The 22217-nt window shown below is 50.0% G+C and carries 20 protein-coding genes and 1 tRNA gene; 2 read left to right on the top strand and 19 right to left on the bottom strand.

Annotated features, from left to right (window positions below; translation table 11 throughout):
- Positions 1-51 precede the first annotated feature (51 nt).
- A tRNA-Arg gene (locus tag DWZ40_RS06225) sits at positions 52-123 on the top strand.
- A gap of 92 nt (positions 124-215) precedes the next feature.
- A complete protein-coding gene (locus DWZ40_RS06220; RefSeq protein WP_118541807.1) occupies positions 216-698 on the top strand; it encodes a GNAT family N-acetyltransferase in 483 nt (160 codons plus the stop codon).
- A gap of 17 nt (positions 699-715) precedes the next feature.
- Here the strand turns inward: DWZ40_RS06220 and DWZ40_RS06215 are convergent, their stop codons facing one another.
- The 19 genes from DWZ40_RS06215 to acrA all read right to left on the bottom strand — a co-directional run bounded on the left by DWZ40_RS06215 (position 716) and on the right by acrA (position 22209).
- Complete coding sequence (locus DWZ40_RS06215) at positions 716-2002, bottom strand: DUF1576 domain-containing protein (protein WP_118541805.1); 1287 nt, start codon at positions 2000-2002, stop codon at positions 716-718.
- 11 nt (positions 2003-2013) lie between these two features.
- On the bottom strand, positions 2014-2847 hold the full coding sequence (locus tag DWZ40_RS06210; protein ID WP_118541803.1) for an undecaprenyl-diphosphate phosphatase: 834 nt from the start codon (positions 2845-2847) through the stop codon (positions 2014-2016).
- Positions 2848-2935: 88 nt separating this feature from the next.
- Positions 2936-3616: a uracil-DNA glycosylase gene (locus DWZ40_RS06205; protein ID WP_118541801.1), complete on the bottom strand. Its 681-nt coding sequence runs from the start codon at positions 3614-3616 to the stop codon at positions 2936-2938.
- A gap of 73 nt (positions 3617-3689) precedes the next feature.
- Entirely contained in the window at positions 3690-4451 is a 762-nt protein-coding gene (gene hisF / locus DWZ40_RS06200; protein WP_118541799.1) for an imidazole glycerol phosphate synthase subunit HisF, read from the bottom strand.
- Between the two features lie 25 nt (positions 4452-4476).
- Positions 4477-5082: an imidazole glycerol phosphate synthase subunit HisH gene (gene hisH / locus DWZ40_RS06195; protein ID WP_118541797.1), complete on the bottom strand. Its 606-nt coding sequence runs from the start codon at positions 5080-5082 to the stop codon at positions 4477-4479.
- A gap of 39 nt (positions 5083-5121) precedes the next feature.
- Complete coding sequence (locus DWZ40_RS06190) at positions 5122-5895, bottom strand: hypothetical protein (RefSeq protein ID WP_118541795.1); 774 nt, start codon at positions 5893-5895, stop codon at positions 5122-5124.
- A gap of 53 nt (positions 5896-5948) precedes the next feature.
- Complete coding sequence (locus tag DWZ40_RS06185) at positions 5949-7871, bottom strand: ABC-F family ATP-binding cassette domain-containing protein (RefSeq protein WP_118541793.1); 1923 nt, start codon at positions 7869-7871, stop codon at positions 5949-5951.
- Between the two features lie 76 nt (positions 7872-7947).
- Positions 7948-8961 carry an MBL fold metallo-hydrolase gene (locus DWZ40_RS06180; protein ID WP_118706273.1) on the bottom strand — a complete coding sequence of 338 codons (1014 nt, stop codon included), beginning with the start codon at positions 8959-8961 and terminating at the stop codon, positions 7948-7950.
- Positions 8962-9065: 104 nt separating this feature from the next.
- On the bottom strand, positions 9066-10088 hold the full coding sequence (locus tag DWZ40_RS06175; protein WP_118541789.1) for an electron transfer flavoprotein subunit alpha/FixB family protein: 1023 nt from the start codon (positions 10086-10088) through the stop codon (positions 9066-9068).
- 29 nt (positions 10089-10117) lie between these two features.
- A complete protein-coding gene (gene etfB, locus DWZ40_RS06170) occupies positions 10118-10915 on the bottom strand; it encodes an electron transfer flavoprotein subunit beta (protein ID WP_118541787.1) in 798 nt (265 codons plus the stop codon).
- Between the two features lie 20 nt (positions 10916-10935).
- Positions 10936-12081: an acyl-CoA dehydrogenase family protein gene (locus tag DWZ40_RS06165; RefSeq protein WP_118541785.1), complete on the bottom strand. Its 1146-nt coding sequence runs from the start codon at positions 12079-12081 to the stop codon at positions 10936-10938.
- A 61-nt stretch (positions 12082-12142) separates the two neighbouring features.
- Entirely contained in the window at positions 12143-13765 is a 1623-nt protein-coding gene (locus DWZ40_RS06160; RefSeq protein WP_182431632.1) for an AMP-binding protein, read from the bottom strand.
- A gap of 101 nt (positions 13766-13866) precedes the next feature.
- A complete protein-coding gene (locus DWZ40_RS06155; protein ID WP_118541781.1) occupies positions 13867-15108 on the bottom strand; it encodes a CaiB/BaiF CoA-transferase family protein in 1242 nt (413 codons plus the stop codon).
- Between the two features lie 45 nt (positions 15109-15153).
- Positions 15154-16278 carry a hypothetical protein gene (locus DWZ40_RS06150; protein ID WP_118541779.1) on the bottom strand — a complete coding sequence of 375 codons (1125 nt, stop codon included), beginning with the start codon at positions 16276-16278 and terminating at the stop codon, positions 15154-15156.
- Positions 16279-16405: 127 nt separating this feature from the next.
- Positions 16406-17515, bottom strand: a complete 1110-nt coding sequence (locus DWZ40_RS06145) for a 2-hydroxyacyl-CoA dehydratase family protein (RefSeq protein ID WP_118541777.1) — start codon at positions 17513-17515, stop codon at positions 16406-16408.
- Between the two features lie 2 nt (positions 17516-17517).
- Positions 17518-18753: a 2-hydroxyacyl-CoA dehydratase family protein gene (locus DWZ40_RS06140; protein ID WP_118541775.1), complete on the bottom strand. Its 1236-nt coding sequence runs from the start codon at positions 18751-18753 to the stop codon at positions 17518-17520.
- Positions 18754-18891: 138 nt separating this feature from the next.
- A complete protein-coding gene (locus DWZ40_RS06135; protein WP_118530539.1) occupies positions 18892-19671 on the bottom strand; it encodes an acyl-CoA dehydratase activase in 780 nt (259 codons plus the stop codon).
- 433 nt (positions 19672-20104) lie between these two features.
- The gene (locus DWZ40_RS06130; RefSeq protein WP_118541773.1) at positions 20105-20806 is read right to left on the bottom strand and encodes a GntR family transcriptional regulator; all 702 of its coding nucleotides are present in this window, start codon (positions 20804-20806) and stop codon (positions 20105-20107) included.
- Positions 20807-21099: 293 nt separating this feature from the next.
- Entirely contained in the window at positions 21100-22209 is a 1110-nt protein-coding gene (gene acrA / locus DWZ40_RS06125) for an acryloyl-CoA reductase electron transfer subunit beta (protein ID WP_118541771.1), read from the bottom strand.
- Between the last annotated feature and the right edge of the window lie 8 nt (positions 22210-22217).

Genomic DNA, 22217 nt, shown 5'->3' with positions numbered 1-22217 from the left:
TCAACAAATCCCCTTGCAAATTAGAAAAAAGTATAGTATCATGATAGAGATGCGTCTGTAGCTCAGTGGATAGAGCAGTGGCCTCCGGAGCCGCGTGCGTAGGTTCGATTCCTATCAGACGCATTATTTAAAAATCCAGTATTCAGGCTAGTTGTTACGCTTTGTCTGAATACTGGATTTTTCACATTTTTCATAAAATTCAGGAGGATTTTCCCATGTTGATCAGAACCGCATCCATGAACGATCTTGACGCAGTCACAGCAGTCGAATCCGAATGCTTTCCTGCAGCAGAAGCAGCTACCCGCGCTGAATTTGCCAAACGTCTCTCCCACTACGCCAACCATTTCTGGCTGATGTTCGATGAGGACAAACTAATTGCTTTTGTAGACGGTATGGTGACAGATGCCGCCGACCTCACCGATGAAATGTATGAGTGTGCCGATCTGCACGATGAAAAAGGTGCCTGGCAGATGATTTTCGGTGTAAACACCATTCCGCAATACCGCAATCATGGTTATGCCGGAGAACTCATCCGACGCGCCATTGCCGACGCCAGAGACCAGGGCCGCAAAGGGCTGGTACTTACCTGCAAAGACAAACTGATCCATTATTACGCCAGATTCGGCTTTCAAAATGAAGGTGTTTCCGCATCCGTGCACGGCAATGTGACGTGGTATCAGATGCGGCTGACCTTCTGAAAATAAACAATACGCTGTTACAGCGACAGTCCGCCCCGTGCCCGCGCCCTCCGGTCGCGGATCGACTGGATGACCGGAACCAGGAACATTGCGACAAGACCGCCTGCAAATCCATTGTTGTACAGGTTCATGCCTCCGTACACGATTCCGACATTCAGTGCCACGGAAGAATGCAGAAATCCCGCGATAACACCGGCAATGATTCCGAATTCCCCGGCGATCGGTGCCAGCGTCGTAGACAACAGCAGAGCAAGGATCGCGGACGGATCTGTGATGCTCCAGCTTTTTGCCTCACTGGCAATGAGCACGCCCGCCATGACTGGCAGAATATTGCGCAGATGCTTACCGGTCGCACTAAAGCCGACCACCGTAAAAATACCGCCAATGGTCGGACCGTTTAGGTCCGCACCTACCATGACAACAAACATCATTGACGCCAGACCATTCACACCCATGTTGATCATAACAGCGGCACCACCCTCAGACTCATAATAATCCGTACCGCCCAGGCCATAGGAGCGCAGGATGCTGCGATAATCTTCCAACGCCATCGGATCAGTCACAATGCCGTAGAGGATCATGGCACCAAACAGGATCGACAGCAAAATGATAAACGTATGGTTCTGTCCGGTAAACCAGATCAGGCGGGACTCAATGGTGACGCCAAAGGATTTCAGGACCGACACGATCACCGTCGCAATGATTCCCCCTGCAAATCCCACGTTGTAAAGGGAATATCCCTTGTGGGAGTAATGGACATGGGTACTAAGAGGCGGCAACACGAATCCAATGATGATACCGGTAGCTGCACAAAGAAGAAATCTCAAAGGCAGCGGCAGATTCACAATATGCATGACCTGGCTCACGATCGGAGACAGGCTTGTCCCATAAAAGCCCACGTAAAGGTATCGTTTTACTGTAGTCTTATGGTATTTTGCATAGAGAAATACACCAAGCAGGATCATCCAGATGTTCAGCAGGTTTTTTCCAAACAGAGAAAAGCCGAACATCAGGCAGGTTGATGTAATGGTATGTCCGTCAAAATTCATATCCAGTGCATACATGATCCCGATACAAATCAGCGTCAGCACACCGGCATTGATAAAAGCCGCACCGACTCCTCCGATCACGAAATAATCCGTGATCAGAAAGTCCGGCTCCCGTATGATCTCCACAATGCCCCGAAAAATCTCATCTATGGGCTGCATAAACAGTCCGGCCACAATAAAATATGCCGGAAGCAGGGACAGGATCAAAAAGCATTTGTTTTTTGAAAGTGGTCTCTGTATTCCAAATCGGTTCATCTATTCCTCCGTTATCCAAGAAATGCAGTTACCCCGAAATAGAACAGCACAATGACGCCCAGCACGATCCGGTAATAACCAAATACCTTAAAGTTGTTTTTTCTGATGTAACCCATCAGGAATTTGATGGAATACACGGATACTACAAACGCGATCACCATACCGGCGATCAGATAAAACAGCTCCAGTCCAGTAAAATGGAACCCAAACTTCACCAGTTTTAACAGGCTTGCACCAAACATGACCGGAATTCCCAAAAAGAAGGAAAATTCTGCGGCCGCACTGCGGGAGCATCCTAAGATCATAGCTCCTAAGATGGTAGAACCAGAGCGGGAAGTTCCCGGAACCAGGGAAAGTACCTGGAAAAGTCCGATAAACAGTGCAGTCTGGTAAGAAATCTGGCTGGTACGCTGGATTGGAAAATCCGTATACTGATTGTGATTCTCCAGTATGATAAACAGCACACCGTAAATGATCAGCGTAGCAGCTACCACATAACCGTTATAGAGATGCGCGTCCATCCAGTCATCCAGCAAAAGTCCAAACACAGCAGCCGGCACACAGGCTACGATGATCTTCATCCACAGTCTGACCGTTCCGATCTTCTGCGCTTTTGTCTTTCCCGGATCAAACGGATTCAGCCGCCTGAAATACAAAACCACAACCGCCAGGATCGCACCAAGCTGGATCACCACGCGGAACATCGACATAAATGCCTCGGTTACATTTAAGTGGATGATCTCGTCCACCAGGATCATGTGTCCGGTGCTGCTGATCGGAAGCCATTCGGTAAAGCCTTCCACGATGCCAAGCACCAGAACCTTTAAAAATTCAATAAAATCCATATTTCTGCCTCATTTCTATTTGTCTTTTCGCTGCATCCTGCCCCGTTTCTGCCAAATAGGACTGTCTGCAGTCTCGGATTTTAAACCATTATTTCTCCACATTTTCAATCTGCCAGTCGATCGGAGTAAGTCCGTGCTCCTCCAAAAATGCATTGGTCTTGCTGAACGGCCTGCTGCCGAAAAATCCCCGGTATGCAGACAGCGGACTCGGGTGCGGTGCCTCCAGGATCAGATGCTTCGGATTGTCCAGCATGGACTTTTTCATCTGGGCCGGGCGTCCCCAAAGGATAAATACCATCGGACGGTCCTGCTCATTTAAAATTTTGATGGCGGCATCCGTAAACTCCTCCCAGCCGATCCCGCGATGGGAATTGGCTGCATGAGCCTGCACAGTCAGCACGGTGTTTAACATCATGACTCCCTGCCTTGCCCACTTTACCAGATATCCGTTGTTCGGTATGTAACAGCCCAGATCATCGTGCAGCTCCTGATAGATGTTCACCAGCGAAGGCGGAATCTCGACATCCGGCTTCACAGAGAAGCACAGGCCGTGGGCCTGCCCCACATTATGGTACGGATCCTGTCCCAGGATCACCACTTTTACTTTCGATAACGGTGTGAATTCGAATGCATTAAAAATATCATTCGGATCCGGAAATACCTGCTTCGTCTCGTATTCATGTTTTACCGTCTCGTATAGTTTTTTATAATACGGCTTTTTAAACTCCCCGCTCAGCGGGCCAAGCCAGTCATTTGCAATGGCTCCCATAGCTTTTTAAGACCCTCCTTTTCTTTCCGGTGCTGCTTTTAAAGCACCGGATCCTCACACTGCTTGCGGCCTGTTACAGCCGCACAGAAATGCCGCGTTCCCGCAGATACTGCTTCAGATCCCGGATTTCCAGCTCCTTATAATGGAACAGCGATGCCGCAAGCGCCGCATCTGCCCTTCCTCTGGTCAGCGCATCATAAAAATGCTCCTTCGTTCCTGCACCGCCGGAAGCGATAACCGGGACCGACACGTTCTCTGCAATGAGAGAGGTGAGTTCATTGTCATAACCGGCCTTGGTTCCATCACAGTCCATGCTGGTAAGCAGGATCTCGCCGGCTCCCAGGGAGTCTGCCTTCATGGCCCACTCGACCGCATCCAGGCCGGTGTCAATGCGTCCGCCGTTCTTGTATACATTCCAGCCGGAGCCATCTTCCCGCCGTCGCGCATCAATGGCCACGACTACACACTGACGGCCAAACTTGTCTGCTGCATCACTGATCAGCTCCGGCGTATTGATGGCAGAAGAATTGATGGAAATCTTATCCGCACCCTCACGGAGAAGGCGTCGGAAGTCCTCCACGGTGCGGATGCCTCCGCCCACGGTAAACGGAATAAACACGGTTTCTGCCACCCGGCGTACCATATCCACCACAGTCTCTCGCGCATCGGAAGATGCCGTAATATCCAGAAATACCAGTTCATCGGCACCGGCCTTATCATATGCTGCCGCAATCTCCACCGGATCACCTGCATCCCGCAGATTTACAAAATTAACACCTTTTACTACCCGGCCATTGTGAACATCCAGGCAGGGAATGATTCTCTTTGTAAACATATGCTCCTCCAAACTGCCCTATCCGCTACAGGCTGATGAAATTTTTCAAGATCTGAAGTCCCACCTCACTGCTCTTTTCCGGGTGGAACTGGCAGGCAAACACATTGCCCTGCTCTACTGCAGCATGAATATGAGTGCTGTACTCCGTGGTGGCCGCCACGATTTTTGGATCCTCTGCTTTTAAATAATAAGAATGTACAAAATATACATAGGCTCCATTGGAGATTCCCGCAAACAGCCTTGTATCCGGTTTTATCTTCAGGGAATTCCATCCCATATGCGGGATCTTCAGACACGGACTGTCCGGAATCTTTAAGATCTGGCCCTTTAAGATACCAAGTCCCTTCACTCCGTCGCTCTCATCACTGCGCTCAAATAACAGCTGCAGTCCAAGACAAATCCCAAGAAGCGGCGTACCGTTCTTGACTGCCTCCCGGATCACATCCACCAGGCCGTACTGGTGCAGGCGCTCCATGGCGTCTCCAAAGGCGCCCACGCCCGGCAGGATCAGCTTATCTGCAGCAAGAATGGCGTCTTTGTCTCTCGTCACAACCGGCTGCTCACCCAGAGCGATCAGCGCTTTTTCCACACTTCGAATATTTCCGGCATCGTAGTCAATTATCGCAATCATTGGTGTCCTCCATGCAGTTACTGGTTATCAGATTCTTTTTTATTCTACATTATAATCACTTTTTATCATCCAGTCTACTGAATTTTTATGCACTCCCCGTGCCCGGTCCTTCAGTTCTTCGGTTGTCTGCGGGAAGGTCTGGTTCACCCGCAAAAGCAACGAGTCCTGATGAAAAAATGCAGTCTTCTCGAACGGGAATCGGATCACGCCGGGATTTGCAAAGCCCACGCCCAGCTCCAGGATCACCAGATCCTTGCGGAAGGTTCCGGCCAGCCACTGGGTATAATGGTTCCACTGCGGGAGATACCCTTCCTCAATGTACGGATGCGCCTCGATCGTATTCCCGGTCAGCGGCGCACCGCAGTGCGGGCAGATACCGGACGGAATTTCATCCGGTTCCCAGATGTCTTTGGTGCATCCCGCAGAGCACTGTTTCCAGGTCTCGTTGCCGCAGGGCGCTACGATCCTCTGGATCCGTTTGTCCTTCGGCCTTTCCTGTACCGGGAACAGACGGTCCATAAGAACCTGGGTCTGCTCATCCGCTGCCGGGCAGGAGACCTCCTCCATCTGGATTTTTTCTGTCACCGCAGTCTCAGTCCCGCTTCCGAGCTTTGTGTCAAAAATCAGCGCGTCTGTGGCCATGGTGATGATAAAATAATCCTTATCCTTCACCAGCTCATACAGATTTGCATAAGCCGCCCGCAGCTGCGCCTCCTGCGCTTCAGCCCCGCGTTTCCATTTCCACTCCTCGCCCAGTCCGATCAAAAGCTTCTGACAGCCTGCAAGGCGCGCACGTATCATCTCTGTATCCATCCTGTATCCTCCTGAAATCTTCTGTTTTATCCTGCTGCTTTTTCTGCAGTCCCTCACACATTCAAATCTGTCTCACCGTGTACTTCTTCATACACCCCTAGCCATGCCATGCACTGTTCATGCCACCGTCTAAAGGCCTCATCCTGCCGGGCTTTCGCAGCTGCCACCGCGTCAGGAATTCCCTGTTCCAGCGTCCAGTATGCCTCCGACATTTTCCACTCAGCCAGCAGCCCACGGTACTCCGCCTCCAGCCGTCCATATTCCAGTTCCTCCGGCTCCAGCTTTTCGTAAACTAGCCGCAGCTTCCAGTCCGCATATGCTTCTTCCGTGGAGAATTCCCGAAGCCGGTGGCGCTCCGCCTTCGGCACAGTCCGCATCCCCTCTAAAAGAGCCGCGTCCTCTGCTTTCACCTGGGCAGAGAGTTCCTCGCCGTACGCCTCCGCCTTCTGCCTTTTTTCCAGATAATGCTCATACCCGAATGGGTAATACATCGGACCGGTCTCTTCAAAGATCAGCACGCTCTGTGCCACCTGGCGGATAAAATACCGGTCGTGGGATACAAACAGAATGGTTCCCTGATAAGCCTGAAAGGCCGATTCCAGTGTTTCCTTCGCCTGCACATCCATATGGTTGGTCGGCTCATCTAAGACCAGGAAATTTGGTCGGCTCTGCAAAAGCTCTGCCAGCACAAGCCTTGCCTTTTCGCCGCCGGATAAATCACTCACCCGCCGGGATGCCAGCTTGCCCGTGAACAGATACATCCCCAGGATATTTCGCACCTCTTTTTCCGTCAGAGCCGGGAACAGGTCGTGGAAATGCTCTGCCACAGACTTATCTGACTGAATTTCCGCAGAATGCTGGTCAAAATATCCGATGGTAATGTTATTCCCCAGCACACATCGTCGTTCGACCGATCTGTCCTTCTCCTGAAACGGCTGCAAAAGTCCGGCCACCGTCTTTAAAAATGTACTTTTTCCGGCTCCGTTGGCTCCCAGAATACCAAGCTTCTGCCCTCTCCGGATCCGCAGGGTAATCTCTAAAAGGGGCCGGTCATAACCGATTTTCAGATGCTCTGCCTCAAACACCCACTTGCTGCCCGGGATCAGCGGTTCGATATTGCCGGTAAACAGATGGACATCATCTTCCACCGGTTTTTCTACCCGCTCCATGCGCTCCAGCTGCTTTTTCTTGGCCCGCGCAAAGGAGGCCTTTGTCGGCTTGTGCCGGAACCGCTCGATCACGCCGTTTAACCGGTCTTCTTCCTCCTTCCGGCGTTCCCAGGCCTTTTGCTGCCGCTCGATCCGCTTTCGCTTTTCGGTGCGGTATTCGCTGTAATTGCCCGCGTACCGGGTCAGTTTTCCATCTGAAACCTCCACAACAGCCTCCGCTACCTGGTCCAGAAAGAAGCGGTCATGAGACACCAGCACCACTGCATGCTCATACCACTTCAGATACTGCTCCAGCCACTGAATCGTGGCAATATCCAGATGGTTGGTCGGCTCATCTAACAGTAAAATATCCGGTTTTTCCAGAAGCAGACGGATCAGCGCGATCTTCGTCTGCTCACCTCCGGAAAAATCTCCAATCTTTTTTTGCTTGTCAGCCCTTGCAAAGCCAAAGCCGGTAAAGATCCGGTCATACTCCTGCTCATATTCAAACCGTTCCCGCGCAAAGGTATCGCGAAACGGGCATGCCGCCAGAAGAATCTTCTCCACGGTCTGTTCCCGGTCCGAAAAAGCCTGCTGCTTTAACATTCCCACGGTCAGCCGACGAGAAGACGTCACACCTGCTCCCTGGCGCCTGTCGTCCCGGTCCAGAGAAAGCTCTCCTGCGATCAGCTTTAAAAGCGTGGTCTTTCCTGCGCCATTTCGCCCCACCAGGGCAATCTTTTCATTTCCCTTTATCTCAAAATCTACATGGGACAAAATCACATGTCCGCCCACCGAAACGGTACCATCCGTAATCTGATATAACATAAAAACCTCTTTTCTTTGTTACTGGTAACAGTGTAGCAAAAAAAAGAGGCTTTTAAAAGTTTTTTACCGGATCTTTTTATTTCTCAACAGGTTCATAATGCACGCCATGCTCCCCGCAGACCTCCCGGATCAGTCCTTCCTGTTTCAGATGGTCCAGATGCGCAAAGCATTCACCCAGGGCAAACCAGCGCTGGGCCGGCGGAAAATCATCCCAGCCATCACAGTGGATCTTCCATTTCATGCAGCCCGTAATATCATAAAGGCAGGGCTTCTTCACCGGATCATGCTGCAATTCACGGACAATTCTAAGACAGTCTGCCAGACGCTTCTTATGATGCTCCTTCAGCTGACGGATCCTGAGTTTCATATCCCCTGCTTCCCGGTGTCCCGGAAGCGTCAGGGTAACCGGATAGGCATCCAGCTTGTCCAGGCTCCTTAAATAATTGCCCAGGGAGTCCGGCACATCCCACCAGTCTGTGATATTGGGCGTAATGTCAAACAGCACATGATCCCCCAGAAGCATGGCACCGGTACCGCAGACTTCAAAGCAGAAATGCCCTGGTGTATGTCCCGGTGTCCAGATGGCCCTCAGTGTGTACCGCCCTGCTAAGATCATATCTCCTTCCTCCAGCAGCGTATAATCCCGGAAGGAGAGCGGCGCTGCCATGGTTCTGGACGGCGTACAGGCCAGCATCGCCTGCAAAAGTGATTCCTCAATTCCGTTTTCCCGGAACCGTTCCGAACGGTGCTCCTGCAATGTTCCGTCCATAAACCGGTAATCCTCCCGGCTGATATATACCCTTCCGCCCGGCCGGATCAGCTCCGGAGCATTTCCACTGTGATCTGCATGAAGATGTGTCAGCAGAATATCCGTATCCTCCATGGATACACCGAGCTGCCCCAGTCCCTTAAGGAGCGCTTTTTTGCAGCCTTCTGTCCGAAATCCGGTATCCACCAGCAGATTGCGCTGCTTCGTCTCCCTGCTGCCCCGGAACAGATAACTGTTTAACTCTTTGAGTGGATTGCCCTCCAGAGGCACTGGAATCCGGAACACCTCCGGCAGCACCTCCCTGATGTCATATCCCGTCATGTCTAAGTCCTCCTCTTTGCCTTGATTGAAAAAATTTCCTATCATACAAACAAAAGAGCGGGACACTTCTGCATCCCACTCTCTTATAAAGGTTCGTTTTATGATCAGTCTTTTGCTTCTGCCTTGTCCAGCTCCTCGATGATTGCCGGGATCACTTTATACAGATCACCTACAATGCCAACGTCTGCGATCTCGAAGATCGGTGCAGACTCGTTGGTGTTGATGGCAACGATCAGCTCAGAGTCCTGCATACCTGCTACGTGCTGGATTGCTCCGGAAATACCGCATGCAAAGTATACCTTCGGTTTTACGGTGGTACCGGTCTGTCCTACCTGGTAGGAATGATCGATCCAGCCTGCATCTACTGCTGCACGGGAAGCTGCTACTACGCCGCCCAGCTTATCTGCCAGCTGCTTTAATAAGTCAAAGCCCTCCGGCTTGCCAAGTCCCATACCGCCAGATACGATGATCTTTGCGTCGGTCAGGGAAACCGTCTCTTTTAAGCTCTTAACGATCTCCAGAACCTTGGTACGGATCTCGCCTTCCTTAAAGGAAACGTTTAATTTTATAACCTCACCCTTACGGCCTGCCTGGTACTGTGCTTTCTCCATAACGCCAGGACGTACGGTAGACATCTGCGGTCTGTGATCCGGGCAGATAATCGTAGCCATTAAGTTTCCGCCGAATGCCGGACGGGTCTGCTGAATCTTCTTATCGGTCGGGTCGATCTCCAGCTTGGTGCAGTCTGCAGTCAGACCAGTGTTGCAGTTAACTGCCAGACACGGGCCAAGGTCACGTCCGATATGTGTTGCACCTAACAGAACGATCTCCGGTTTGTATTCCTCAATTGCCTTGCCAATGGTAATGCTGTAAGCGTCGGTACGGTAATCCTTTAATTCCGGATCATCTGCCAGATATACCTTATCTGCGCCATATGCAAACAGCTCATCGGTCAGTCCTCCTACGTTTTCGCCAAGAAGTACGGCACACAGCTCACATCCAACTGCGTCAGCCAGCTTGCGGCCCTCTCCGAGCAGCTCGATTACTACCGGCATGATCTTGCCTTCTCTCTGCTCTGCAAATACCCATACGCCTTTGTAGGCGCTTAAATCCTTTACGTCTGCCATTTCTTCGTACCCTTTCCTTTCACTTGTGCTTAGATGTAATGCTTCTCGACCAGTTTGCCTACAAGCTTTGCACCCATCTCCTGAATGCTGCCCTCAAGCATTTCGCCCTTGCCCTTCTGCGGCGGGGTGAAGGAACGGAATACACGGGTAGGAGAAGCTTTCAGTCCACAGTCTGCCGGATCCAGGTCAACTGCAACGTGATCCCATACGGTGATCTCTTTCTGGTAAGCATCTACGATACCGCCAATGCTCATGTATCTTGGGGTATTTAACTCTTTCACTGCAGTCAGCAGGCACGGCATGCCAACCTCGATGACCTCGTAGCCATCCTCAAGCTGTCTCTGTACGATAACCTTGTCGCCTTCTACTTTGTAATCCTGTACATAGGTAACAACCGGAACACCAAGTCTCTGGCCGATCTGCGGTCCAACCTGAGCGGTATCACCATCGATTGCCTGACGGCCAGCGAAGATGATGTCAACCTTGCCCAGCTCATTGACCTTGCGGATACCAGCTGCGATGGTGGTAGAGGTTGCGCAGGTATCTGCACCACCGAATACACGGTCGCTTAACAGATATGCTTCATCAGCGCCCATTGCCAGGCACTCACGCAGCATGTAGGTTGCCTGAGGCGGTCCCATGGTCAGGACTGCAACAGAGGTTCCCTCCGGGTCTTTGTCTTTTAACTGAAGTGCTGCCTCCAGCGCATTTGCATCATCCGGGTTTAAGATACTCGGAACACCCTCACGGATCAGGGTTCCCTTAACCGGATCAATCTTTACTTCTGTGGTGTCTGGCACCTGTTTTACACATACTAAGATCTTCATTATGGTCTGCTCCCTCCTAATTACTTCAGTAATTTACCAGAAATTACCATCTGCTGTACCTGGCTGGTTCCTTCGTAGATCGTGAATACACGACAGTCACGGAACATACGCTCAATCTTGTAGTCCTTGATGAAGCCATATCCACCATGGATCTGAACGGTCTTTGCAGCGATCTCGTTGCAGACCTCAGATGCATAGAATTTTGCCATGGAAGCTGCCATGGAAGCATCCTGACCGTTATCGATCAGCCATGCAGTCTTGTAAACCAGGTTCTTGGCTGCCTCAAGCTTGGTTGCCATCTCAGCCAGCATAAATGCGATCGCCTGGAATTTTGCGATCGGACGGCCAAACTGCTTTCTCTCTTTTGCATACTTGATTGCTTCATCCAGACAGCCCTGTGCAACACCGATAGACTGTGCAGCAACGCCCATACGTCCGGTATCCAGAGTCTTCATTGCGTTAATGAAGCCCTTGCCTTCCTGACCAAGCAGGTTGTCTTTATGTACACGTACATTTTCCAGAATGATATCACTGGTTGCGCAGCCTACGACACCCATCTTTTTCTCCGGCTTACCACAGGATACACCCTCCTGCTTCATGTCTACGATGAATGCGGAAATACCCTTGGTTCCCATGCTCATGTCGGTCTTTGCGTATACAACCGCCCAGTCAGCCAGAGGCGCCATGGTGATAAAGGTCTTACGGCCATTCAGGACATAGTAGTCACCGTCTTTTACTGCAGTGGTCTGCATGCCGCCTGCGTCGGAACCTGCGCCCGGCTCAGTCAGCGCGAAGCAGACCTTCTTTTCGCCGGTTACGACCGGACGTAAATATTTCTCTTTCTGCTCAGCGTTTCCGGAAAGAAGGAACGGACCGCCGGAAAGGGAGTTCGGGGAAGAAACATAAATACTTGCAACACCGGATACTCTTGCGATCTCTTCCATTACGATAACGTAAGAACGCGCGTCTCCGCCCTGTCCACCGTACTGCTTCGGAACCTTGATTCCGAAGAAACCGGCTTTTGCCATCTTGTCGAGGATTTCCTCTGGGAAAACCTCCTCTTCCTCGACTTTGTCAAGAATTTCTTTTGTCAGCTCTGTCTCTGCAAATTCTCTTGCCAGTTTTCTGACCAGTTCATGCTGCTCTGTGAAAAATGCGTCTGCCATCTTGCTCTATTTCCTCCTTCATACATATTGGTATCTAAACCGGATTGCTCCGGCTGTATGCTTATTCTTGTGTGCCGCCAGCCGTCTCACGCTGTTTTGCGGCACGCTCCGCTGCTTCTTTTCGCAGCTCCTTTAATTCAATCTTACCACTCGCGTTCATGGGGAATTTCTCAAACCAGAATACATAGGCCGGAACCTTATAATCTGCCAAATGCTGTTTTAAATAGGAAAGCATCCGTTCTTTATCGATCTGCACTCCCGGCTTCAAAATCACGCAGGCTGCAATTTCTTCCTGAAGAACCTGCGCCGGAACTCCTACTACCTTGACATCCGCCACCCCTTCATAACGGCGGATCATAAGCTCAATCTCCCGCGGAGAAATATTTTCTCCCGCACGGATGATCATCTCTTTGAGGCGTCCGGTAATATGAAGCTCACCCGTTTCGTCGAAGTAGCCGATATCTCCGGTCCTCAGCCATCCATCCTCTGTGAAGACTTTGGCATTGGCCTGCGGCAGATGATAATACCCCAGCATGACATTATAGCCCTGAACCTGAATTTCTCCGGCCTTCCCCGGTGCTGCTTCTTTCCCGGTTGCAAGATCTGCGATACGTGCCTTCACATGTTCGATCACATGTCCGGCCGATACCGCCTTGATTTCATTTGGATCATCCCAGTCTGCAATGGCAATACATGGTGATGTTTCTGTCTGTCCGTAAGACGGCTGCAGATGCATCTGCGGAAACCGTCTGCAGATTTCCAGAAAATCCTCCGGGGTACACGGGGAGCCTGCGATGATGCCGGATTTCAGATCTGGTGCCTGACGTCCCGCGTACTGCGGTTTGCGGATCAATGCAAGAAACATGCTCGGAACACCGTTTAAGATCGTACATTTGTACTGATCAATGGCGTCCCACACATGGGCCGTCCGAAAATACGGGATCAGGCACATAGCCATGCCTCCTGTGATACAGGCAATCACGCCGGCAGTGATGCCGAAGCAATGAAACAGCGGAACGGTTATGCACATCTTATCCGTAACGCCCCAGTGCATTGCCTCCACCATGGCACGGCTGTTGTTGATCAGCTGCTCATGGCTCAGCAGGATCCCCTTTGGAAGGGATGTGGTGCCGGACGTAAAGATCATGCAGGCCGCGTCCTCCGGCTGCACCTGGCTTTTCAGCTCCTGTACACGGGCCAGAAGTTCCAGTGACTTTTCCCGGCGGCCGAAGCTGTCCGGGCTCATCCAGGTTCCTGCTTCCTTTTCATCCAGATGAAGGAAGCGCTTTACCTTCGGCGTATCCTTCCGGATATCCGCGATCACATCGTCATAGACAATATCCTTGCAGCCAGTGCCGCAGAACACATATTCCACATCGGAGTAATTCAGGATTCCCTTCAGTTCTTCATCCCGGTAACAGGTATTGATCAGCACCGGAACGGCACCAATCTTCACCAGCGCCAGAAAGGTAAATACCCAGTTCGGACTGTTGACACTCCAGATTCCCACATGGGTTCCCCGTGTGACTCCCATATCGTCCAGTCTGCCTGCCATAAGATCTGATGTTTCATCCAGCTGGGCGAAGCTACAGCTCCAGCCAAACATTTCCATAGCGGTGTGATCTCCAATCACGGCTGCCTGTTCCTTCAGATACTGCCCGATTGTTTTTTTCGTCAATTCCATGTTCTCTCCAACTTGTATACAAGTCATTGCCGCATAGAGGGCTGCGTGGCTTCTGCGCCTGCGCAGCCCTGCTTCCTTACTACAATGCTAAGGAACACTCATTATGCTTTTTTCGGATCTTCCCAGATATAAAGAGTTCCGTTTGCTTTCAGTGCATCAATCTGCTCATCATTATAACCGATTTCCTTCAGAACATCAACACCCTGCTCACCGATTAACGGTCCACGTCTGTAATCCGGAACACCCATATTTTCAAACTTAACAGGTGTACGAACCAGTCTTCTGGTATTGCCATTAGAATAGGTCATATCGTAGAAGCAGTGATTTGCTTCTGCCTGCTTATCGTTACGGATCTCGATCCAGTTCTGGCACAGTGCGAACGGAATATCTGCTGCAGTCAGGATTTCTCTCCATTCTGCTGCGGTCTTCTTTTCGAAAGCTTCCATAACAATATCATAAACTTCCGTAGTCAGACCCTTTTCCTGACAGGTCAGGATCGGGAAGTAATTCTCATTCTCTACCAGATCCTCACGGCCTACTGCTGCAATGAACTTCTTGTAATAGGTGTTGTAATCCGGCATACAGGTCTGAATATAACGGTCATCTGCGGTATGCCATGCGGAGTTGAACGGGTTAGCACCATTGCGGATGTTGATCGGATACTGCTGTGCAATACCTTCATAGTTGGATGCCTGAACCATCATGCCCATGTTGTATACAGCACTCTCAAACAGGGAAGTCTCAACCTTCTCACCGACACCTTTGGTCTTTGCCTGATATAATGCAGCCAGAATACCTGCTACCAGGTTCATACCTACGTTGTGGTCACCGACACCAGGTGCACCGTTGAACGGGACATCGCTTCTCTGACGCAGAGTCTCAAAGTATCCGCCTCTTGCGAAGAATGCGGTAAAGTCAAATCCCGGAAGATCCTTATCCGGACCATACTCACCATAACCAGTACAGATTGCATAAACCAGCTTCGGATATCTTTCCTTTAAGGTTTCATAGTCAAGACCAGCTCTCTGAAGAGCCTGTACGCGCCAGTTGGTGATCAGGACATCTGCGGAATCCAGCAGCTTGAAGAATGCCTCCTTGCCCTCCGGAGTTTTCATGTTCAGGGAGATACATCTCTTATTACCATTCTCCAGATCCCAGGTTGTATTCTCATACATATCTAACGGACGTCCCTCAGACGGAGCGGTATATCTTAACGGATCACCCTTTGCGGACTCAATTTTAATAACATCTGCTCCAAGGTCAGCCATAAATCTGCCTGCGGTTGCCGCAGCGATAAAGGTTGCCAGCTCAATAACTTTTACACCTTCCAATGGTTTGCTCATTTTATGTTACACTCCTTTTTGAAAAATATAATGTTCCTAACAGATTCAGTCTTTGGTATCGAACTTGGTAGCTGCCATATGTACCAGATATGGGATCATGATAACCGGAATGGTTAAATAGCCCAGGTACTTGTAGCCTACTGCCACGATCTTATTCAGACCCAGCTGAGCAATACCGAATGCTACTACGGTACAGATCAGGGTAACAGCAATAACCTTTGCGCCCGGTTTTGCAGTCGGATCAAAGTTTTTGTCCAGAGAAGAACATACACGGTTGGACATACCGGCGATCATGTTTACTGCAGTAGATACAGAACCAAGTACGATCAGGATGGAAATGATCGGGCGAAGCACGCCCGGTGCCACACCTCTGTTTACCAGGATCAGCAGCGGAATGCTCTCGGTTGCGAAGTTCGGATCATTTGCGATTGCCATCAGACCAACAACAGCCATCAGGCAAATCAGAACGTTTACGAAAAATCCCTGAACCATAGAGGTCTTCGCGTCATCCGGAGATGCGAACGGTTTTGCGTGCTGTACTAACAGACCGATGGATGCCAGCTGGAAGGCTGCATATACGAAGCCGATCCACAGTGCCTTGCCAAACGGTGCCGGATTTGCCATGCTCGCGGAAATGTTTGCGGAAATATCACCCCACTGTGCGATGATATTCGGAATATAAACGATCAACAGTCCCGCAACAATCAGTACCGATAAAGTAGCAGCCACTTTACGTACTACGTTGGTGCCATATACAGCTACCGCAAAAATAAAGATTCCTACAAAGATCGTTCCAACCCAGTGATTAATGCCAAATGCACTTTCCATAGTGCTGACACCGGTTGCGAATGCTGCTGCCGGAGCTACGCATATCGTCACAATATATACCAGCTCATACAGATTGGAAAAAATCGGCGCATACTTGCCATAAAAACTGTTATTGAAGCTTCTGTAATCATAAACCTCATGCTTCTTTGCATATCTCAGTGCATACCACTGGAAAAATGCACCCAGAAATTGAGTCATAATGCAGGTTACGAATGCCCAGATTCCGAACTGTACGAAATACTGACGAAGCTGGTTGCCTGATGCAAAACCGCCGCCGAACTGTGTCGTAAACCACACAAATGCAACACCTACTGTTACGGACATTTTGTCTTTACTAATCATAATGCCATCCCCCTATTTTTTTCTGCAGATCCTGTTCTATGAAAGGCTTCCCGCCTGACATAGTTCCCACAGTTTCTTTTATATCGCAAAGCGGACGATTCCGGCCCGCCTCTCGATCAACATTTTGTTACAGCATTTCCTTGAACGCCTGGATCATGGTGGCTGCCTGCTCGTAGTTTACCATCTGGCGGTCAACCTCGATATTTAAGTTCAGGAGACCTGCCTGCTCGCATGCTCTCTTGATCGGAACGTAATCAAACTCCTCCGGATCACAGAACTTGGTCATCAGAACGATGATGCCCTTTGCGTCATGGGCCTTTGCCTGCTCAATGATATAATCCACACGTTTCTTTTCCTTATCATAAAGGAGTGTGCAGTTGTCCATGTTTGCGAATTTTTGTGCCAGTGCGTCTACCGGATTCGTCATTTCCGGGGTATCGGTACGATACTGTCTGGTCTCGTTCGCAACATCATCTGCAACAATCTGGATGCCGTTGTCGTCGAAAATCTTTAACATGCCAGGAGCATCTGCCAGAATGCCGCTTACCAGAACACGGGCTGTGCGGGTGCTCTTCGGACCGGCTAAGAGCTCAGCAGTCAGTTCTTTTACAATTGCGGTATGCTCTTCCGGAAGCATGAACCATGCGCTCTTGAATACATCGCTTCTCTCAGCTGCGGTGATATCTGCATTTGCTGCTGCCTCAGAGAATGCTCTCATAGCTGCGTTGTGCTCGTTGTATACTTTAATGGACTCAGACAGCGCGAACTCGGAGAAGTGTGCTCCGGTTGCAACGGTCAGGTCATTGATGACTCTCTCATAACCGGCCTTGGTGAACTTGATGCCGAAATCCGGTTTCCGGTTCTGCGGATAGGTCATCGGGATGAACGGGATATCCTTTACTGCGTATTTCCAGTTCTGGCCCAGAGTCTTTAAGGAGTCACACAGAGACGGGATGATGATAGCAGAAATGCCCTTATACTCGCCCTTGATTCCCAGCTCCAGGATTGTCTGCATGATAGAGCAGATAAATGCCGGATAATATTTCTTTGCCTCGTTGATCTCCATGTCTGCGCCCCAGACACCCATCGGTACCAGGCCCATGGAATGAACGATCTCCTGCGGTGTATAATAGGTTACTGCAACGACCTTCTTACCTTCAGCCAGATATTTGTCCAGCTGTTTTCTTGGATTTGCAGCAACTTCATGAAGCTGTGCTAATAATTCCTTTGCTGCCATCTCTATTTCCCTCCTTTGTTTGCTTCCATGATCTCTGTCAGACCCTGTACGCGGGTATCGTACTGTGCCTCAGAGAAGTTTCTCGGATCAGCCTGGTCGCCATCGAAGGAAACAACCGGGATGCCGCATGCCTCGCCGATCTGACGGCTCATCTCCGGCATGAATCCGGACCACAGCTTGCAGGAGCGGTTGGTATGTACTAACAGACCTTCTACATGGTTATCCTTGCAGAGCTTGATGCGTTTGTCTCTGGAATGCTCAAGGTTCATGGCATTCGGAACGTTTGCGTATGCACGGCACATTCCGTCAAAGTCATCGTAGATGAAGCCGAATGCGTCAGCATAAATGGTGGTTACCATGTTGATGCCTCTGCCCTTTAAGCCGGTAGAGGTAACACGCAGCCACGGCCAGCATGCAATACCTTCGAACATGATACGGTATTTCTCTTCTGCACGGAAAGTGGAAGTGCCCTTTTCATGGTTCTCTTTGTACTCTTTTAACAGGGTTTCCATAGCGTCGCCTGCCTCTTCTTTACCACGTGCGGTAACCATAACTGCCATGTGGTTTAACAGGTCAAATCCGTTAAACGGAGATGGAACATATTTTGCCTGGGAGGTTGCCTCGATCCATGCGCGGCTTGCGCGTCCGGAGGAAGCCATAACCTCTTTGAAGCGCTCATCGCTCCATTTCTTGCCGGTATACGCTTCCAGACCATGGATAACATCCCAGAACTGAGCCTTGATGTACTCGGTCTCCGCATCGGATACCTCGTAATCCGGGTTGAACGGAATATCGATCATGAACATTGGGATGTTCAGCTCTTTTGCCAGGTTTTCGTACCATTTGATCATACAGTTACAGATGTTGTTACAGCAAAGTACGAAGTCCGGCATCGGCATATCCTGCTCCGGAGCGGATTTCAGTTTTGCATAAGCAAGGGAGATACGTGCATATGCGCAGATATCGTTGGAGTAGCCCTCGCCCTCTGCCTCATTACACATTCTCTCACCGCCGCCTCTTGCTGCAATGCCGGCTGCCTGGTTTTCCGGGTAGCAGACATACAGTCCGAGCGTCTCCGGGATTTCTACCGGGAAGTTGCTGGCACACCAGCCAACCATCTCTCCGCGTTTTTTGGCCTCCATCGCATCACTGTAAGCCTTTGCCGCGATCTGGCCCAGCTTAAACTTTGCTGAGTTCGGATCTGGTGCTGGTCTGCTCTTTTTTACTTCTTCAGCCATTGTGAAAAACCTCCTTTATACATTTTCATTTCCTAAACTTAAATAGGTTCTGGCCGTCCGCACGTCACTTGCGGCGTCTGTCCGGTCTGTATCAGCTCGCGTCCTCCGCAAAGGAACACGGTAAGCTTTCTGTTTGATCTATGACTGGCTGCTCTTTCCGTATGCGTAAATTGCTGCGCCGAGAGCTCCAAGTTCCTGTGCCCGCTTGTCGTAGTAGATTTCCACGCCAAGCTCCTTTGCCATGGCATTGCGGACACCGCCGTTCTGCGCCACGCCGCCGCTCATGCAGACCTCCTCGCGGATGCCTACACGCTTTGCCAGAGATGCAACCCTGGTTGCCACAGACTGGCAGATACCTGCTACCAGATCCGGGATATCAGTTCCGGATGCCAGCTGGGAAATTACCTCGGACTCTGCGAATACCGTGCAGGTGCTGGAGATGCTTGCCGGCTTTACTGCTTTTGCGGCTTCGGTTTCCAGCTGGGAAATATCAAGCTTCAGGATATTTGCCATAACATCCAGGAATCTGCCGGTTCCTGCCGCGCATTTGTCATTCATAACAAAGTTAATCATGCGTCCCTCTTCATTCAGAGAAAGAACCTTGGCATCCTGGCCTCCTATATCGATTACTGTTCTTGCGCCCGGACAAACATAGTGGACACCCAGCGCGTGACAGGTCAGCTCACTGACCTGATAATCTGCCCCATCATAGGTCTGGCGTCCGTATCCGGTTGCCACGGTGCATGCCATATCTGCCTGCGTAAGACCGCTTTCTTTCATTACATTTTCCAGTGCCTTGCTGACTCCGTCTGTTCCGACGGTAGCTACCACAATGGAGGAGGCCACGATTTCGCTTCCATCCTTCAGGATCACTGCCTTGGATGTAGTAGAGCCAATATCAATTCCCAGTGTATACATAACTGACACCTCTTCGAAATTTTTAACTGTTATTTCTATGTTTCTTTGCAGTTGTTAAAAATTAAACAAGTTTGAGCAAATAAAAACGGCGTCTTGCTTGTGTTTCACACTTTGGTATTCTAGTATACAAGATAAACGCCAAAAAAATTTGTTGTACGATTCCTCAATATCGCCAACAAACAGCTCAACTCATGACCTTATACTATCAAATTTATCAATGAATGTAAATAGTTTCTTTGTATTTTTTGTGTTTTTCACCGGAATTTTATTTGCACACCATTTCTTTTGTTTCTTTCAGTTTACATAAATCCAGCATTTTTTGTTTATTTTTAAACACTCTCGTTTCCGAGGCAACTGCCTGAAAAGCAAAGAAAAAGACGGAACTATGCGCTTCTTTGCATATTCCGTCTCTTCCTTTCTATAACAGATCGGATCAACCATTTCTGAAATAGGTCGGATACTTGGCCGTAGCCCTGTCCGCAATGGCTGTGATCGTTTCCAGATGCCTTCCCATGCATTCCTGAGCTTTCTGGATGTTCCCTTCCACAATAGCCTCAACTATCTTTTTGTGTTCCTCGATCAGCTGCGGCACACGATTATCGAAAGCCACATCAAAGTTGCGCCAGCGCGCGAGGTGCAGCATCAGGCTATCCAACATGCACATCATGGCGCTGCGTCCTACACTGTCGATCATAATCTTATGGAATTCGGCATCCAGATCCGGAAAACGGCCAAAGTAATCGGCCTCATCCCTGTATTTCTCCTGTTCCTTCAGATTCGCTTCCAGCCGCTTCAGCATCTGGCTGCGCTCTGCTTCGCCCAGTTCGGTAAAAATCTCATAGAGGACTTCCTTTTCCACCGCTGTACGCAATGTCAGAAGATCCGCGATATGGCTTAAATCCATAAGACTGACATAGGTACCTCGCTGCGGATAAATCTCAATAAAGCCAAGCTGCTTAAGACGCGTAAACACAGTGCGGATGACCGAGCGGGACACTCCGTACTCCGCAGACATCTGATTCTCGCTGATCAGCTGTCCAGGCTCCAGGCGCAGCTGGATGATCCGGTTCAGCATCTGTTCAAAAATTTCATCTGACGTATTCGGATGACTCTCACCAGATTTCGCATAAATCATACTTACTTCTCCCCGCTGCTTTCATTTTTTACCATTCTACGTCAGAATTTTGCTGCTGTCAACCGCAGAGCAATTATAGGACGGAACGAATAAAGGTCCGGAAGAGAACGAGACCGCCTTCCTCTATTTTCACATATCGTTGTTTGCTTGCTCTCACAACACGCGTTCGCCTGTATCGGATTACATACGCTGCATTCGTACACGTGTGTTCAAGATGCAAACACCTGATATGCTGAAAATCCCGGAAAGCGGGCTCATTCACTTCGGACCTTATTAGCTATTCATTTAAATTTTTACTTGGCTTCTTTTGCTGCCCGGATTTCCTCAATCATGTGCGGAACAACCTCAAACAGGTCTCCTACAATGCCGTAATCCGCGCACTCAAAGATCGGAGCGGTCTCATTGCTGTCCACTGCGATGATGATCTCAGAATCCTGCATGCCTGCCTTATGCTGAATAGCGCCGGAGATACCAAGTGCAACATAGATACGAGGATGTACAGTCTTACCGGTCTGTCCTACCTGATGGTCAGAAGACAGCCAGCCTGCATCGGTAACTGCACGGGATGCGCCTACAACGCCGCCGCCCAGAGCCTCTGCCAGTTCTTCTGCCAGTGCGATACCTTTCTCCGGATCCTTGCTGATACCGCGGCCTACGCTGACAACGATATCTGCACCGATTAAGTCAACCAGCTTCTTGGTTTCCTTAACAACTTCCAGAACCTTGGTTCTTAAATCTGCAGCGGTTAAGGAGAACTGAGCCATCTCGATCTCGCATGCATCCGCCTTAGCCTGATCAAACTCTGCTTTCTTCATAACACCCGGACGTACAGTGGACATGCACGGACGGAAGCGCGGGCAGATGATGGTAGCCATCAGATGACCGCCGAATGCCGGACGGGTCATCTTTAAGTTGTTATCATCCATTTTGAATTTAACTTTTTCCAGATCGATGGTGGAAGACTCTTTTAAGAACTGCACATAGCGGTCCATATCGATGTCGAGATGGGTTGCATCTGCAGTCAGACCAGTGTGAAGTCTTGCAGCAACACGCGGTCCAAGGTCACGTCCGATGTTGGATGCGCCGATTAACAGAACTTCCGGTTTCTTTTCCATAACCACGTCGCACAGCACTTTGCTGTATGCATCGGTGGTGTAAACTGCCAGGTTTTTATCTGCGCATACGATGACTTTGTCTGCGCCGTATCCGCCAAGCTCTTTTGCGGTATTCTCGATTCCCTCGCCGCCAAGTAAGATACCTACCAGCTTGGAACCTCTCTCGTCTGCCAGCTTTCTACCTTCGCTGATCAGTTCGAAGTCAGTATTCATCAGCTTGCCGTCACGCTGCTCACAGAATACCCAGATATCACTGAATTCATTAATCTCAGCACTATTATAAGACATATTCTTTT

Source organism: Clostridium sp. AF32-12BH, assembly GCF_003477935.1.
In the GTDB taxonomy this organism is placed as follows: Bacteria; Bacillota; Clostridia; order Lachnospirales; family Lachnospiraceae; genus Brotaphodocola.
This window is presented reverse-complemented; position numbering and strand designations above follow the sequence as displayed.